The following is a 15,024-nucleotide window of genomic DNA, read 5'->3' as shown; positions in this document are numbered from 1 at the left end:
AAGTCCGACCATACCCCACACCATCAACCAGGGATTAGCCTGTGATGGAGACAAGTCCATCGGAACCGAGTGAATTGCCGTAAATGTCCTGAACTTCGAAGTCAGCGATCTTCTCACCGGTACCAATCTCGTCGTCGTCAGCAGACCCGGAAAGCGTGCTTGCGTCGTACGTGACGTCAACAGACGTCAAGACTTCGCCATTACACTCCTTCGGATTGTGCTGAGCTTCAGAGACGAGCGATTCACTGAACGCATTGTCGCTCCCGATTTCGTCGGTCGCACCGTCCAGCAGTGTCTTGCTGTAGAGCTCGGATCCCTCACAGGATACCGAAACAGCGAGCTTGGACACTCCGTCGTCCGGGTTGAAGTTCTTCACGACGAACTTGCCCAGATACGACACACCACTGGTGTGTGTCACTGATCGCTCGATCGTGCGCTGTCGGTCCGTCACATTGCTGGACGGATCGTCGATGTTCGCGTCAAGCGCGACAGCCTTCGTCTGTCCTGGCTGGTATACAGCTGAACTGTCATCCTTGTAGCTGGCCCACCGATCGAAGAAGACGACCTTGTCGCCATCCGTGTTCCGTGTCAGCTCAACGACGTTGTTGTTCTCTGCCTTGAACTCGCTAATCCGCTCAGGCATCGTAACTTGGCCGAAGTGGTAGTGGTACTCTCGAGTACCAGCCTTGTCCACGACGATCAAGTCATACGTGCCCGGTTCGAGATCAGCGAAGGTGGCTGTTTTGGAACTGGAGAGTGAGACCTTGTGGTACTCAACTCCCTCGGTCAGGCCGCTGATTGCATCGGATGCTGAGAAGTCAACATAATCCCCGTAGTGAACCGGTGAAGTGGTTTCACTGGAGAGATCTGTTGCCTCCACGTCGGCCAAGTACACGTCCATGTTCGACGCAGAGGTCGGGAACGTGAGCTGGCCGTCTGTCGACGCATCGATGACAGAGACGCCATCCTGTTGGGTCTCATCGCTTGTCTGGTCGCCGATCGAGAAGTTCCCGACGCTCGGCATAGTCACGATACCCGATGCTGCGAGTCCAACTCCTGCAACGAGTGCAAGAAGGACTGCAGTCCAAGCACGTGTAGACATTCCTAATGCTCCCATTTTTATAATCACCTCCCCCGGGCAATGGGGCGCCCGAGAACCTGGGTTCGCGATGGATACCGCTGACCGCATTGAACACTACAATAAGCGCTACCGCTTCCACGGAGTACGACATTTAGCCCGGCCGGCTGGCTGTCGATGCGGGTAGTAGCGCCATACACCAGCTGGCTGGACGTTTGGCCTGTGCTCCGGGGCTTACGAGTCGTGGTCAGCGTTGATCCACCTATGGGTTTGCAGAGTGCTCTCCTCGAAGGAAAGTCCGAGAGGAGCCGTACTGATTACCGTACTACCCAAGCTTCCTTATAAAAGTTGCAGTCAAAACCCGGAGAAAAGGAAAGAAAAAGAATGACGGAGCGGGTGTTTAGCTCCACCACGCTTACGCCATATACTGCTCAAACACCTGCTTCCCAACATACAGTAGGAAACCAAGCCCGATGAGTGTGAGAAGCGTGCCGACCAGCAGCACAAAGATCGTGACCGCTCCTTCCAGACTCAGCGCTAACCCGGATGCGTGTAGCCCAATCCCAGCAAGCTGTTCACCTAGCAATGACTGTGCTGGCTGCGTCAAATACTCCATCCCGACTAACACGAGATGAATGCCAGCGAGGAATGCAGAGAGGTGTAGCAACCATGTCCAGACTACATCGTCTACCTGATCAAGGAGGTCGAATACCATTGTGTGAAGTTCACCTCCAGCAACGGGTTTTCGGAAAAGCGCCGCTGCCACACGCCCACATCCTGTAAGAACTGAACATCAGTAGTCAGGGTACCCAGGACCTGACAGTGAATTACATGGTGGCGGAGCACCAGGCTCCGTCCAATATCGTTATGCGCGTGCTTGGTCACGGTGTTGAACCTCTCGTCGAAGCGCTACTTATCCACCAAATCACTGAGCCATGGCCGCAGAATCACGACACCCATAATCCACCACGTCGCCCCATCGATAATGTTCTCCACGCCGGTCTGGGGTGACACCACCGCAAACTGGTGATAGACCGATGCTGCGATCACTACCAGCTCAACGTACGAATACCGAAGAACAGCATCTCGGTCCCGCCCAGATCCCTTGATGGCCGTGGCCAGCAAAAGCACCAGCACGACGAGCCCTGTTGCGGCTCCGAACTGTACAACACCGAGATCAATCATCAACCTGTAAACAGGACTATCAAAGTTGCTTTAAATAAGTTGAGGGGAACCTTGGAACCGGTTGGAACAATTGGAATCTCTCTATCAAACAATCAACTAACTAGATCTGTCGCTCAGTAGAGCCTGCTCTTCACAACATATGACAACTCGTGATTCAAACTCTCCGGATAGTAACGTCCTGCCGGTTGTCCTCCTGATACCCCCATTCCTCGACAGACTCGTTCTCCGCGATCTGGTACAGAGCGTTTGCCGAGTAACCCTGCTTGACGAGTCCACGCGCCCGAACCCCTTGCTCGGCAAATTGGCTCGTATGGTCGCACTCGTACACGCGAGAATCAGTCAGTAACTGGCTCCGGAACCACACATCCTCAAGATTGAGCACCCCCTCAGCCACGTTTAGATTCACAGTCGCCCACACGTTCCCCTGCTCAGCCTCGTGTTCGTCACGGAGCACGTCCGGATTCTGAGCGGTTTCCACCGAATACTCAACTGTGACAGAAGGGTACAGGTCGGTCGGGCCGTCCGTCACGACACCATCCCCACCGATACTCGAGTCCATCGCAGCAAACATCGGCCCCACAAGATCGGACGCCGGGCTTGGCGGATACTCGTGCAGCGTCACGCCACCACTTCCCTGACGGATCGCTCCTCGTGACTCGATACCATCCTCGGCGCCGTCAGTCTGCTTCGAAACCGTGTAATACCGCTGCTCAGTTTCAAACAGTCCGTTAAACCAAACGTCCTCCATATCCAGCTGCCCCTCCACGACCTCGAAGTCAATCACGATCCAACTCCAGTTATCGTAAATCGGTTCCGGAAGGTCGTACTCGCCGTTCGCGTCATCCTGCACGTGGGCAGTGTATTCTATGACCGCGTCGTACTCCGGCGTTGACTCGGTCGAGGTATCCGATTCTGTCTCAGTTGGCGTGTCCGAATCTGTGTCTGTGACCGTGTCAGGCGGGGTGTCAGTACCGGTCTCCTCTGGGGTGTCCCCAGGCTCGTCGTTGCTGGTGCAACCAGCGATTAAGGCGGTACCAGCGGAAGCAGTAGAAAGGAATACGCGGCGTTTCATAGTCCATACCGCACGTGTCAGGGCATAAAAGTTTCTTGTGCTGACTTTTTCGCGGGTTAGCTTTTCATGGCACTGGGAGTTCAAATAATCGAGGAGTTCATTCGCGGCAAACGACGGAGAACAACGTGTTACGCGTCGGTATCCGCGTCTTCAAGCAATCCTGCGACCTCCTCGCGCACCAATTCCCATTTCCGCCGTTGCACCGCCCGCTCCAATTCCTGGCCCGACAACGGCACCTCAGCCAGCTCCGCCGCGGCCTGCTCCTGTGCATCACCCAGCCGGTGTTTCGCCTCGACAATGTCACCAGCAGACCCACCAACCCAGTCCGCGATCACCCGACCCAGCGGTGACACCTGCCACCCGTCCTCACCACGATAAATCAGGTCTGCATCCGCCAACACACGCAAATGATTCGTGACACCGCTACCCGAGATCGGGAGCTCTCCGGCCAGTTCCTGTCGCGACCGGCCAGTGGCCAAGCCATAGAGAAGCCGGAGCCTGTGCGGGTTCCCGACGGCCTGCAACACCTCACCAACCACCTCAGCATCGTCCGCATCAACCATGTCTTGTCCACAGCCTTCGCCCCGGCTTTGTAAAACACTAGAGGTTACAATCGGAAAGAAAACACGAGAGTACATATATTACTGAAGTACACTATATCCGAAACGCTTTTCGCGGCTGAACCCGTACACCCACCTGTATCGTGAGTCTAACACTGGTCGTACTCGTACAGGTCGCTGCCATCCTCCTCATCATCGCCGGGCCGGAAGATACGGCCGTGCCAGCCGCCCTGGTGCTGCCCGGTGCCGTCGTCCTTGCGATCATGTACGATGCGGTCAGCATCCCCCTGCTCGGGCTCACCGCCATCGGCCTGATCCTGTTCGCCACACGAGCCCTCACACGGTTGCTCACCGGGTACGGCGGTCTCGTTCGCGTCCCAGTCACGCCCGAGACACCTGACCACGAGCGAGAGCAGCCCCCGCCATGACGCTTCCCGAGTACCTGTTCGCCCACCCGGCCGTATTCGCTGTCCTCCTCCTGTCCGCGGTGTGGGTGCTGGCCGAATGGAGTGCTGTCCGCGACCACGCCCTCATCCGAGACGCTGATTTCAACCCGAGTCGTGAACAGTGGGCAGCCGCCCTCGGCCTCGCTGGCCTGTGGATTATCTTCCGCGGCAACAACGACGGCGACGATGACTGACTAAATGTGCTGTAGAACACTGGGCCCTTTTTCGGTGAGATCGTACTCTACAACACGTCCACCTCATCAGAATCAGATGATTGTGGAAGGGATTCCCCACCTGCAGATTGATTCAATATCTGTTTTGAAGATACCGAAACAGAAAATATTTCCGTGTGCCACGCGTTCTGCCACCAATGGAAGTAAACCAATCACTCCAACTCACCGGCATACAGCTTCCAGAGGGTTGGACCCCGCAAACAATCAGGGCCCAAATCAACCTCTCAGCAGACCACCCGGAAACACCGCCCCGAATCATCTTACCGGCGAACATCCGGCACAATGGATCACTCCCATCGACCATGCTGGAAAACGACCGGTGGCAGCGAGACGACAAGAACGCGGAGTGGCAGTGGACTGCGCCCGACTGGGGAGATGGCTGGGGAAGCATCCGCGGTGCTACGCGACTGGCGATCCTCGAACTCACTCAGAGCGGAGACATATACGAACAGTGCTACGAATGGAGAATCCGTCGCAGGAACCAAGCCTGAATAACGGCGAGCCCAGTGACCGATACCCTCGCCAATTAAAGAATATTTTGACAGAACCTGTCTGAATCTCTCCTTCCAGTACCCACTAATTCGGCGGGTTTGAACGGTCCGCAAACACCACTATTCGACCGCCTGAACCCCTTCAAACGCCCGGACGACCTCAATCACAACGCTCGGCCTCAACAAACCCTCTTCATCGAGTTTCTGCTTCAATCCTTCACAGATCGCCCGTGTCTTCCCTAACACAATCACCGCATCCGCACCAGCCGCTAAGCGATCCCGAACGTGCTCAACTTCCCGAGCTCGATCACGCAACGCGACCTCAACAGCAACGACCCGGTCACCGGTTTCCGCCAGCACATCGGCATCCGCCTTTTCACGCGTCGCCGTCCACCCCTGCTCCTCAAGCAGGTGCTTCACCCGGTACTGCCAAAACCGATGGACAACACCGCCACGACCAACACGCGACACCTCAGTACCCTGCTCCATCAAATAGGTCCGACCAGCATCCGTCAATTCTAACAACTTCATGCGACCAGTCTGCAACGTCACAAACTTCTCGCGGATGAACCCGTTGTCGCGCAACTCCTGTTTCGCCGAGATCCCTGCTTTCTTCCCACCAACCCGCGGATACCGCTCCGTGACCGGGCGGAACTCATGCTCAACCACATCCTGCAAGAGAACCGCCGCCTCATCGGATAGCTGAGTAGGTGACTCGGTGACGGGTTTCTCGGCGTGTTCGTCCGCCACAGACACTGTATCGGTGGGTTCGGTCTGTTCAGCACCGCCAAGTACAGTAGAGCTAGATGTATCAGAAGCGGGGTCACCCGACACGGCATCCCATTGGGCATATTGGGAGGCAACGAGTTCCTCGTACTGGACGGGTTCGCTGGTGTCCACATTCGTAAACGCAACTGGCACTGCCTCATTCGGCCCGACCGAGACCAACGCATTCCCCACGTCCAGGGTAGATTCCGCAAATACTCGCTGAGGCTTCGACAGTCCCATCGCGTTCGCCATAACCTGGCGCTCATCACCGCTCTCCAGTCGGAACAGGATTTTCGTATACGTGTTCGCCCGCACCGTCTCAGTCAATTTCCGTGGTTCCTGCGACGCGATCAGCAAAGCCATGTTGAACCCGCGCACCTTCTCCAAGAGGTCATTCGCCAGAGGCTCACCGGCCGCGGCCTGCTGCTCCTTGTGCCGGGAGAACAATCGTTTCGCCTCATCAATCACAAACATGAGCAGCGGCGCATCCTCATCACGCAGATCGTTCGCCAACCGGTAGGTGTAGACGTAGACCAGCAAATACTCCATGAGAAAGTTCTGAATATCCGCACCGAGCTGCCCGAACTCCCAGACCACCTTCTGGGTCATCAACTGCTCCAGCGGCGGGTTCCGGTCAGCGGTGAACAGAGGCCCGGCAACGTCCGTCACATCCCGCATCCGGTTCGCAACCGTTGCCCCGTACTGCCGGTCCTTGTAGGAGCCGTCACCCCCGTCCTCGACCTGCTGTTGCAACTCAACCATGGTAGGATACGTCACATTCGCCGGATCGGGCCGCGGGTCCGGCGGCATCGACCGGGTCCCCGCCACTACCTCCCGGATCAGATCCTCGCTGTACCGGCGCGGGTGAAGCTCGAAGCCATGGTCACGATACACCGTGGCTAAATCGTACTTGAGCCGGTTCTTTGAAGCGGACAGTAACGCGTGGACGTGACCGAACAGTTCTGCGAACACCCAGGTCCATAAGCGCAGGGAGACGCCGGGCGGCGGGATTAAGGGATTCAGCCCGAGCCGTTCCCAAGGCAGCACCAAGACATCGGGCTGGACGTGGAGGAGTTGGCGATAATCTTGTTTCCGGTCGAAGGCCCAGAATGGTGCGTTGGTCCCGGTGAGGAGTTGGTAGAGGAGTGTGGTTTTCCCGGTGCCGGTGGCGCCAGCGATTTCGACGTGCCGCCGCAGCACCTGTTCTTCCAGCGTGAACTGGCGGGCGGTCCCGATCACGTTTCCTAGATACAGTTGTTCCGGGCCGGGGACCGTGGCTAACGGGTAACTGTCTACCGAAAACGGGTACTGTAGTTGCTGACTGACACGGTGCGTGATGAGCTGTTCGGCGTACTCGGCGGTCCGCGTCCCACCGGTCTGGGAGACGATCCGCACCAGCTCCTGCATCCGTTGATTGTCCGCGAGGTCAGCCCGGTCCAGCAACCGGAGGAGGCGGTCCGCATCCATCACATCGCCGAGTCGGTGCCGTGGGCGGCCACCAAGTCCTGCAGGGTTTCCGCTTCACCGGACCAGTACGGCTCCACCTCGTCCCCGTCACCGGCGTAGGTGTCGATACGACGTTCAACCGCGGTCTGCCCGAGCAGGGCTGTCTCCGGGAGGTCCCCACGCCGGTCCAGCAAGGTCGCGGCCTGCCCAAGTGCTCGATCCCGATCGGTACCGGTCAAGTCACCGCCATGGGTCACCGCCCGCGTCGCCGCATTGTACGTCTCATACAAGGATGGTGCAGTCTCGGTGTCGGTAAGTTCGGCGTCCAGCGCATCGGTGAACACGTCGTACGGCTCATCGAAGAACGCGTCCAGCCCGGTATCAAACAGGACGAGGATGGCTTCATCCCGGTTCACGAACTCGCGGCCGGCCGCATCCTGCAACCGGTGTTCGACCGTGTCCACCCCGTCGATAACGGAGTCAACCGCGTGCTGGGCCAACCCGTATTGTAAGGGTTCGCTGTGGGTCTGGTCGAAATGCAGGTCGGAGATGAACGCGGTCATCCCGTTGCTGCAGATCTGGCGTTCCGCACCGATATCGTAGTTGACGCCGTGGAACCCGGTGTGACCGGCTTGGACCTGGACCCCGAGGTCGATGACATCTCCCTGTTGTGGTTCGGCGTCTAACCCGTCGAAGTCGATGTACCCGGTCATGCGGTGGCCGGACTCTGAGAGCCGGACGTACCCGCGGGGAGAGACCGTATCCGTGTGGCGTTCGAGGGCGGTGCCGACCGCCTCGAGGATGTCACCGTACTGGATGACATGGTAGTAGTCATCGCTCGCGGAGACATCACCGACGGCCTGGTCCTCTAGGTAGATGGGTGAGCGCCAGCCCAGTGACTGGGAGTCCTCGCGGTCGTCGTCGACGGCGAGGATCTGCCCGGTTTTCTCCGCGTCAGGGAGGGTGTCTGCGGTTTCGTAGAGGTCGTCTAAACTGCCGAACGTATAGAGGTCGCGTGGAATCGGGGATCACCTATCGGGTGTTGAATAGGCGGTGTGTGGGGCAGCGAGTGTTTAAAACTGAGAATGGAATTCCACGGGCGGAGCAGGCTGGAACCGGGCTGTGGCCGGGTGACCGAATCGGTACCGACCGTTATTCCTGCAGATGGTTTGCCAACGGCGAGGCCGGCCGTAACACGGTCCAGTAGTCTCGTTTCTTATCGATGTACAGCCACGAGTATTCGAATACCTCTGCCATCGCATCGAAGATCGCATCCCACTTCCCCCGCTGGCGGTCCGCGGACTCATACACCCGGCCCAAGCTCAGCATGATCTTCCGAGGACTAGGTTCACCAGACGTGCGAGACGTATCCGACATATTCTGCGGGATGAACACGTGCCGCAGCTGGTCGAGGAAGTTGTCCATATCCAGATCGTTCGGTGTTTGGGTTGCAAGGTCGATCCGGAACCCGAGCGAGCGGTCCTCCTTGATCATCTGCCGCGCCTGCTTTTTCGAGGGATACTCTCGTACAGTGTACTGCTGTGGGACGATTTTGTGTGCCTCGTCGAACCGCCAGGAGATGGGGCCGGGTACCACGTTTCGCTGCCGGAGGTTTCGAACCTTCTTGATCAGGATGGCGACGTACAGTTCTTTCATCTTGAGACTGGAGGGAAGCGCATCCCCGTCCTGCAGCGAGAGCACGACTGTGTTGTACTTCTGCAGGCACTCAGCGAGATTGCGGTAGGTGATGCCGTCTTCCCCCGGTTCCCGCCGCTCGATCGGCCGGTTCTTCCCGAGGAACTCGTAGTTCTGGTACGTGGTCCGCACCGTGTTCTTCAATTGGCGGACGCGCTGGCCGTTGTCCCAGTTGAACGCACCCTCTTCATCCAACTCCCATGCGATAGCGAAGACGTCATCCCAGCTCTCAACGCGATAGTTCCGGTCTTTGACGCGGTAGGACACCTCGGAGGCCAGCACCTGGTAATCCCGGTGGTCATCGAGGTTCGTGAGGATGAAGTGGATCTCGTCCGCGGTCAGATCGTCGAACGAGAACTGGAAGACGTTCACGTAATCATAGCCGCTTTGGGGCAGCCCCTTGTCCTGCCGGGCTTTGTACACAAAATACGGCATCAGCACGACCGTCTGAATCGGGGTCGGGGATTCACCGTCCCGCAGATACGCCAGGTCCGATTGAATCCCACGGTACATCGGGTTCGTGTAGTACTCGTGCTTCGGATCTAGGAGGATGTTGGTGACCCCGGCTTCTGCGCTGCGGTTGCTCATCGCCCGGATGTTGAACGATTTGCCGGAGCCTCGCTGTCCACCCATCAAGAGCACGTCCGCACTGGCCCGGTCCATGAACACGGGTTCTACCCACTTCTCGTTGCCAAGATGGTCGGGGAACTCCTCGAGCGCGTACAGAATCGCATCATTCCGCAGGCTTCGATAATCGGTGATACCCTGCCGTTTCAACCGGGTCTTGTACCGGTCAACCAGTTGCTCGAAGAGTGTTTTCCCTCCGAGACTCCACCCGATGAAAATCCGGTCCGGGTCGTAGGTCGCTTCAATCTCCGGCTTCTTCGTCATCCGCCGGAACGCCGGGTTCGGGCTACTGTCGAACGATGACTGCACAACGCGGCTTAACCCAGCGTCGTCAGTCTCCACGTGGTCACTCATCTCGGTCCGCCTCACCGACTCCCTCGTCAGGATGCTCGGCGTGCCACTGTCCGTTCGTCGCGTCAGTCATCGCCTGTTCTGTCTCACGGTCCATCGGTGTTGGCCGGTAGCCACCGGGCAGTTGGCCGAGCGACGCCTTCTTAAACCAGTTTTTCACTTCCTTCCGCTCCATCACGTTCAGCATCATCGCCAGACGGAACTCCTGGACGAACGGCACGGAGTCGAACGGCCGGTTCTTCTCATACTCGTAGTCCTCATCGTTCGAGACGTGATGCAGGATGGACCCGGTCGTGGTCTCTACCACGATATGGAGGTCTTCACCCTCCGTCTTTGTCGGCGTCATAATCGAGTACAGGAAGAATTCCGGGTTCTCAGCGGGGACCGCAATCATCGAGGTATCGGTCAGTTGGTGGTTCCACACCAACTCGGTGTTCCGCGGATCTTCTGCTTCCCACGCCTGCAAGTCAGCCCACAGGACATCGAGGTCTTTCACCGTCCCGAATCCCGGTGTCAACGAGTCCGCCGCTTCCAGCTTCTCCGTCACCGACTCCAGGTACCCACGTTTCACAACGATGTAGAGCAGGCCACCGGCCAACACCAGCAGCCCAAGATACAGCACCAGCTCGTCCTCCCACGTCCCGGTATAGTAGGCACTGAGCAGGCCAAGCCCGATCACGCCGGTGGCGGCACCGATGAGTTTCAGCGTATCATCCATACGAGGCATTCACCCGAAGGTCGCGACCAATCCGATCAGGAGCGGGGCACCGGCCACCACGAGTAACAGCCCGGTGATGTAGCCGACGGTGAACCCGAGGCCGTCAGACCGGATCCGGAAGAAGGCTGCCCCGACCAAGAGTGGGATGAACCCGGCGATCATCGTGTACAGCCGAAGCAGTGACTGGTCTACTGCGATGGTGCTCCCCTCCGCTGTGAGTCCTGTTCGTGGGCGTCAATGACTGTGTCCGGGATCGCCAGTTCGTCGTTGTAGATCGCTTTCGTGTTTTTCCGGTGTTTGACGCCGATGCTCGGGTTGGGGATGACCACGACGTGTTCTGTGGTCTCGAGATCAACATCGTCGCGAAGGGAGAGTCCGTCGACGAGATGGTCTTGGATGACCTCACGGATCCGGTCCGTGTCTTCGCCACGGAGGTCGGGGAGGTCGCGCAGGTATGCGAGGGTGTAATGAACGTATTCGAACCCGTACTGGCGGGCGTTCGCTGTTGCTGGTCGTCTGATTCTCACACTGTAATCCATCTAGTCTCACCTCCGTCTCACGCGACGAAATTCGCATGGCAGTATATCCCGCTCACTCGGGAATATATCGTATCCGTGTGCGTGTCTTTCGTAGACACTTCTCCACTGGTCAGTGGAGTTCCGGGAACTCGATATCGAACTCTTGCTCCACGCGCACCAGGGTTCCTCGCTCCTTATCGTACAATCCACCCCAACTCAGGTCAGTCAACTCCACGATCTCCTGCTTGGTCAACTCCTGGACCGGTTCCTCCGAGACCAACCGTTTGAACTCGGCCAACCGCTCCTCACTCGGTCGATCCTTGAACCGATACTTCGATTCAGCATCGGCATCCGCAGCGTCACCTTCGTCCGCATCATCACCCAAGACTGCAGGATCAGCCTCCGCCTCGCCCGTGGACAACCCCTCTGCCGGGGCCTCCAACGGTAACTCCCGGTCACTATGGTCCGCCACCCGCTGCTGCATCCCGGACGGTGACAGCCCAACGCGGTCAAGCGCCTGAATCGCCTTCTGCAGCACCTCCGAGATCAAGTCCCAGTCACGCCGACGTTCCTCACGCAACCCCTCACGGTAATCACGGCGCTCCTGCTTCATCTCAGCCTTGAACTCCGTGAACTGCGTTCGCAGGTCAGTCTCCAAGTCATCCATGTCGGTCTCGACCTCGTCGACACGGTCCTTCACACGGTCATCCAACTCCTCGTACACCCGGGCCTGGATATCCAGCGTATCCATCTCATCCAGGACAGCCTTCACCTTCCCAGCCTTCACCTTCTGGAGGTCCGACCGGTACGCAAACCAGTCCTCGATCTTCCGCGTAACCTCCCTGAGCTCACTTTCGACCCGTTCTAACTCAGCCGGCGCAAGCCCATCCTCCCGGAGCCGCACCAGTTCTTCCTCGCCTTCACGCTCCAAGATCTGCTCACGTTCCTGCAGCAGCTTCTGGCGGTCCTCCTGCTCGCTCTCGATGATCTCATCGACCTGCGCGGTGATGCTATCGACCCGGGAGACAAAGTCCGCATACGACTCATCATCCACCGATTCCTTCCGCAGGTCTGCAATCACCTGCCCGAACCGCTCTGACCGCGCATCCTCCACATACGACAAGTTCGCGCTCACCACGACTCGCCTCCTGCAGTACTCGCGGACCCCGACGACTCACCGCTGTTCCGCCGTCGTTCCTTATGACGTTTGGCGGCCTGCCGTCGACGATCACCTTCCTTCTCATGTTTCTGCTGGGACACCGCTTTCAGATCCTTCCCAAGCTCCTCTTCGAGCCGGGCCTGATACGGCTGATTCCCGTTCTTATCCCGCAACAAGACCTTCTTGAACTTCGGGACCCCCTCCGCCTCAGTCGGCGGGGTCTTCTGATCCTGAATCATCGACTCCGGAATCGGCTCCGGCGTCTCACACAGCCCGTCCTCAATCGACGAGAACGGCCATAAGACTGCCAGCCAGTACTTCAACCAGGAACTGAACTCGACGTCCGGCTTGTACTGGACATAGTACACCGGTTCATCCCCGTCATGCCCCTTCGCTTCGCGTTTCCCGTGATACATGCCTTCGATCCCCCAGATCCGGTCATCTAAGGGAATCCGCTCCTTTTTCTCATCGTTGCTGAATACCATTCTTCATTGTCACCTACTCTACTCTGTGTTACTCGCGTTTCCGCGGGTGATACGCCATGATCGCTCCGCGGTGCCGCACAATCTGTGTATAGCAATACGTGAACACCACTGCGGCCAGCACCGCAACAATAGCCAGTCCAACCGCCAGGTCGCGCTGGGTCTGTGCAGTATCCGCCGCGTCCAGTTCCCGTTCGAGCTCGCCTAACGAGATCGTCCGGCAGCCATCCCAGTTCGCGAACCCGCGGCAGTTCTCCGCCGGCACCCGGCCCAGGAAATACGTGTACGTCCGACTCCCATCACTACCCACCGGGCCGAACCGGGCTTCGAACTCCTCGAGGACGTTGTCATACCCGATGAACCCCTCGAACTCATCGATCCGCAGCTCCCGTGGTTCCGGGTACTCGTCACTGTTGATCTGCCCGCCGAACACGATGTCGGAGACGTTCTCGTGCTGGTCCGGGACCGATACTGTGAGGCGACCATCAAACCGGTACACCCCGGACGCGGATTCCTCCTCGCGTGAATCCACAACGAGCTGGTACTCGCCCGGTTGCGTGAACTCGATGCTGGACCCTGTCGCATCGAAGTATTCCGGGGTTGATTCATCCGGTGCCAGCACGCCGACCTGGACGGACGCATTGCCGGCGTATTCGAACCGGTCCAACTGCAGGGAGAACGGTGAGTCAACGCTGTTCGTCAGGATTTGGTCCGTTGCCTGCTCCTTGTGCCGGATCGAGGTGAACTGGAAATTTGACTGTGTAATATCCACCGCGGAAAGCCCGGCAACCGTGAATGCGTGCATGCGGTGGACGGTGTTGCCCGCTGTATCCGTGATCGAGAGGTTTGCGTAGTACTGGGTGATGTCGGCGGTGTCGGTGAACTCGGCGGTCCACTCGTCGGTGTTCGCCTCGTGGGTGAACTCGACCGATGTCACGGACGTGTTGGTACGGACGGTGTCGTTGCCTTCCGTGACCGTGATGACCTTTGACACGTTGGCCGTTACCTGGTCAACCGCAAGATTGTCAGAAATCTCCAGCAGCCATGGAGCCGGCTGGGTCGCCATCACCGATTCCGGCAGCTCCATTGTCTGGATCGTTGGGGAGATCTGATCGAGGAACACCGCTGAAAGATTCACACGGGTCTCGTCCTCACCACTGGTCAACAGCAGGCGTCCGGAATAGTTTCCGAACCGCGTCGATTCCGGGACCTGGAATGTTAACCTCGCTTCGTGCGGGGTGTCCGGATGCACACTGAACGATGGTTCGACCCGGAGGAACGGACTCAGGTTGCCGGTCACATTCGTTGTGATGGTCTGATCGGCGTTACCGTCCTGGTGCACCGCCAGCGTTCCAAACAGGCCGTTGGACCCGACCGAGACGTTCTGCGTCAGGTTAGTCGGGGTCACAGACCAGTTCCGGATTTCGCGGATCGCGTAGTCGAACTGGATCTGGTGGCTTTCCGCTGGTAGTATGAGATAGAACGTGTTCGAACGGTTTCCTGGTTCGAAATCGTGTGGTGGCCGTACCAGGATGTCGGCCGACAGCTGGGTGTGCGTCGTGTTGTTCGCGGCGGTGGTGGTCCGGGACTGGTTCACGAGCCAGACCGGGAACGGGAAATTATGGGTTGTGTCGAGGATCTCGGTGTCGTTCGTCTCGCTGCTGACCGTGAGCTGGCCGAGGGTCTGGTTCGTCCCGGGTTCGAGCTCGGTTGTGGTCTGGTTGACTGAGACCTCAGCAGCACCGCCCAGCCCCAGAAGGAGGACAAGAATGCCGGCGATGAACCCGAGTTTATGCTGCAGGCTCAGCCGAATCACCTCGCCTCTCTTTATACTCGATCACGAGATGCAGCACACCGACGGTCTGCAAGACCGCGAAAATAACGGCTTCAGGGCCGTAGATACGGTGCAAGAGGATTGTGCCGCCGGCTGCAACAACGATACCGACCAGGAGTTTGATGAGTACGACCAGTTGGGTCTCAACCGTCTCAGTAACGCTGAACATTGGTTAGTCCTCCTCTCGTTCATTCAATATTTGTTCAATATACCCGGAGAAGCTCTGACCTGGTGCTCGTTGCTCATCTAAGCGGTCGTAGACCTTCTCTTGTACCGAGATATTCTTCGCCTCCCCCAAGATTCCTTCACCTGTCCACACATTCCTGTAAGTTCCTTTATAAAAGTATCAATTCTGTGGACT

General features: G+C 58.1%; 19 protein-coding genes. 3 read left to right on the top strand and 16 right to left on the bottom strand.

Annotation, left to right across the window (positions count from 1 at the left end):
• Window positions 1-34: 34 nt before the first annotated feature.
• The 5 genes from HUG12_RS09700 to HUG12_RS09680 all read right to left on the bottom strand — a co-directional run bounded on the left by HUG12_RS09700 (window position 35) and on the right by HUG12_RS09680 (window position 3,898).
• Window positions 35-1,102, bottom strand: coding sequence for a hypothetical protein (locus tag HUG12_RS09700; RefSeq protein ID WP_179268564.1), 1,068 nt, complete (start codon window positions 1,100-1,102; stop codon window positions 35-37).
• Window positions 1,103-1,493: 391 nt separating this feature from the next.
• A complete protein-coding gene (locus HUG12_RS09695) occupies window positions 1,494-1,793 on the bottom strand; it encodes a hypothetical protein (RefSeq protein ID WP_179268563.1) in 300 nt (99 codons plus the stop codon).
• Between the two features lie 194 nt (window positions 1,794-1,987).
• Window positions 1,988-2,263, bottom strand: a complete 276-nt coding sequence (locus HUG12_RS09690) for a hypothetical protein (RefSeq protein WP_179268562.1) — start codon at window positions 2,261-2,263, stop codon at window positions 1,988-1,990.
• 154 nt (window positions 2,264-2,417) lie between these two features.
• Complete coding sequence (locus tag HUG12_RS09685; RefSeq protein WP_179268561.1) at window positions 2,418-3,335, bottom strand: hypothetical protein; 918 nt, start codon at window positions 3,333-3,335, stop codon at window positions 2,418-2,420.
• 128 nt (window positions 3,336-3,463) lie between these two features.
• Window positions 3,464-3,898: an ArsR/SmtB family transcription factor gene (locus HUG12_RS09680; RefSeq protein ID WP_179268560.1), complete on the bottom strand. Its 435-nt coding sequence runs from the start codon at window positions 3,896-3,898 to the stop codon at window positions 3,464-3,466.
• 140 nt (window positions 3,899-4,038) lie between these two features.
• Between HUG12_RS09680 and HUG12_RS09675 the strand changes: the two genes are divergently transcribed.
• The 3 genes from HUG12_RS09675 (at window position 4,039) to HUG12_RS09665 (ending at window position 5,065) form a co-directional block, all read left to right on the top strand.
• On the top strand, window positions 4,039-4,323 hold the full coding sequence (locus tag HUG12_RS09675) for a hypothetical protein (RefSeq protein WP_179268559.1): 285 nt from the start codon (window positions 4,039-4,041) through the stop codon (window positions 4,321-4,323).
• Complete coding sequence (locus HUG12_RS09670; protein ID WP_179268558.1) at window positions 4,320-4,535, top strand: hypothetical protein; 216 nt, start codon at window positions 4,320-4,322, stop codon at window positions 4,533-4,535. Before HUG12_RS09675 ends, HUG12_RS09670 begins: the two co-directional genes overlap by 4 nt.
• Before the next feature lie 176 nt (window positions 4,536-4,711).
• A complete protein-coding gene (locus HUG12_RS09665) occupies window positions 4,712-5,065 on the top strand; it encodes a hypothetical protein (protein WP_179268557.1) in 354 nt (117 codons plus the stop codon).
• Window positions 5,066-5,185: 120 nt separating this feature from the next.
• On the opposite strand, the gene HUG12_RS09660 is transcribed toward HUG12_RS09665, so the two are convergent.
• The 11 genes from HUG12_RS09660 to HUG12_RS22125 form a co-directional block, all read right to left on the bottom strand.
• Complete coding sequence (locus tag HUG12_RS09660) at window positions 5,186-7,300, bottom strand: ATP-binding protein (RefSeq protein WP_179268556.1); 2,115 nt, start codon at window positions 7,298-7,300, stop codon at window positions 5,186-5,188.
• Entirely contained in the window at window positions 7,300-7,992 is a 693-nt protein-coding gene (locus HUG12_RS09655; RefSeq protein ID WP_179268555.1) for a hypothetical protein, read from the bottom strand. Before HUG12_RS09655 ends, HUG12_RS09660 begins: the two co-directional genes overlap by 1 nt.
• A 439-nt stretch (window positions 7,993-8,431) precedes the next feature.
• Window positions 8,432-9,955: an ATP-binding protein gene (locus tag HUG12_RS09650; protein ID WP_179268554.1), complete on the bottom strand. Its 1,524-nt coding sequence runs from the start codon at window positions 9,953-9,955 to the stop codon at window positions 8,432-8,434.
• Entirely contained in the window at window positions 9,948-10,670 is a 723-nt protein-coding gene (locus tag HUG12_RS09645) for a hypothetical protein (RefSeq protein ID WP_179268553.1), read from the bottom strand. The genes HUG12_RS09650 and HUG12_RS09645 overlap by 8 nt, the downstream gene beginning before the upstream one ends.
• Before the next feature lie 9 nt (window positions 10,671-10,679).
• Window positions 10,680-10,832 carry a hypothetical protein gene (locus tag HUG12_RS09640; RefSeq protein ID WP_179268552.1) on the bottom strand — a complete coding sequence of 51 codons (153 nt, stop codon included), beginning with the start codon at window positions 10,830-10,832 and terminating at the stop codon, window positions 10,680-10,682.
• 26 nt (window positions 10,833-10,858) lie between these two features.
• Window positions 10,859-11,209: a hypothetical protein gene (locus HUG12_RS09635; protein ID WP_179268551.1), complete on the bottom strand. Its 351-nt coding sequence runs from the start codon at window positions 11,207-11,209 to the stop codon at window positions 10,859-10,861.
• A gap of 109 nt (window positions 11,210-11,318) precedes the next feature.
• Entirely contained in the window at window positions 11,319-12,323 is a 1,005-nt protein-coding gene (locus HUG12_RS09630; RefSeq protein ID WP_179268550.1) for a hypothetical protein, read from the bottom strand.
• Window positions 12,320-12,832, bottom strand: coding sequence for a hypothetical protein (locus HUG12_RS09625; RefSeq protein WP_179268549.1), 513 nt, complete (start codon window positions 12,830-12,832; stop codon window positions 12,320-12,322). Before HUG12_RS09625 ends, HUG12_RS09630 begins: the two co-directional genes overlap by 4 nt.
• A 28-nt stretch (window positions 12,833-12,860) precedes the next feature.
• Window positions 12,861-14,645, bottom strand: a complete 1,785-nt coding sequence (locus tag HUG12_RS09620; protein ID WP_179268548.1) for a hypothetical protein — start codon at window positions 14,643-14,645, stop codon at window positions 12,861-12,863.
• Window positions 14,620-14,832, bottom strand: coding sequence for a hypothetical protein (locus HUG12_RS09615; RefSeq protein ID WP_179268547.1), 213 nt, complete (start codon window positions 14,830-14,832; stop codon window positions 14,620-14,622). Before HUG12_RS09615 ends, HUG12_RS09620 begins: the two co-directional genes overlap by 26 nt.
• Window positions 14,833-14,835: 3 nt before the next feature.
• Window positions 14,836-14,982, bottom strand: coding sequence for an antitoxin VapB family protein (locus HUG12_RS22125; protein ID WP_179268546.1), 147 nt, complete (start codon window positions 14,980-14,982; stop codon window positions 14,836-14,838).
• Window positions 14,983-15,024: the final 42 nt, after the last annotated feature.

It is taken from the genome of Halorarum salinum (assembly GCF_013402875.1).
Classification (GTDB): domain Archaea; phylum Halobacteriota; class Halobacteria; order Halobacteriales; family Haloferacaceae; genus Halorarum; species Halorarum salinum.
This window is presented reverse-complemented; position numbering and strand designations above follow the sequence as displayed.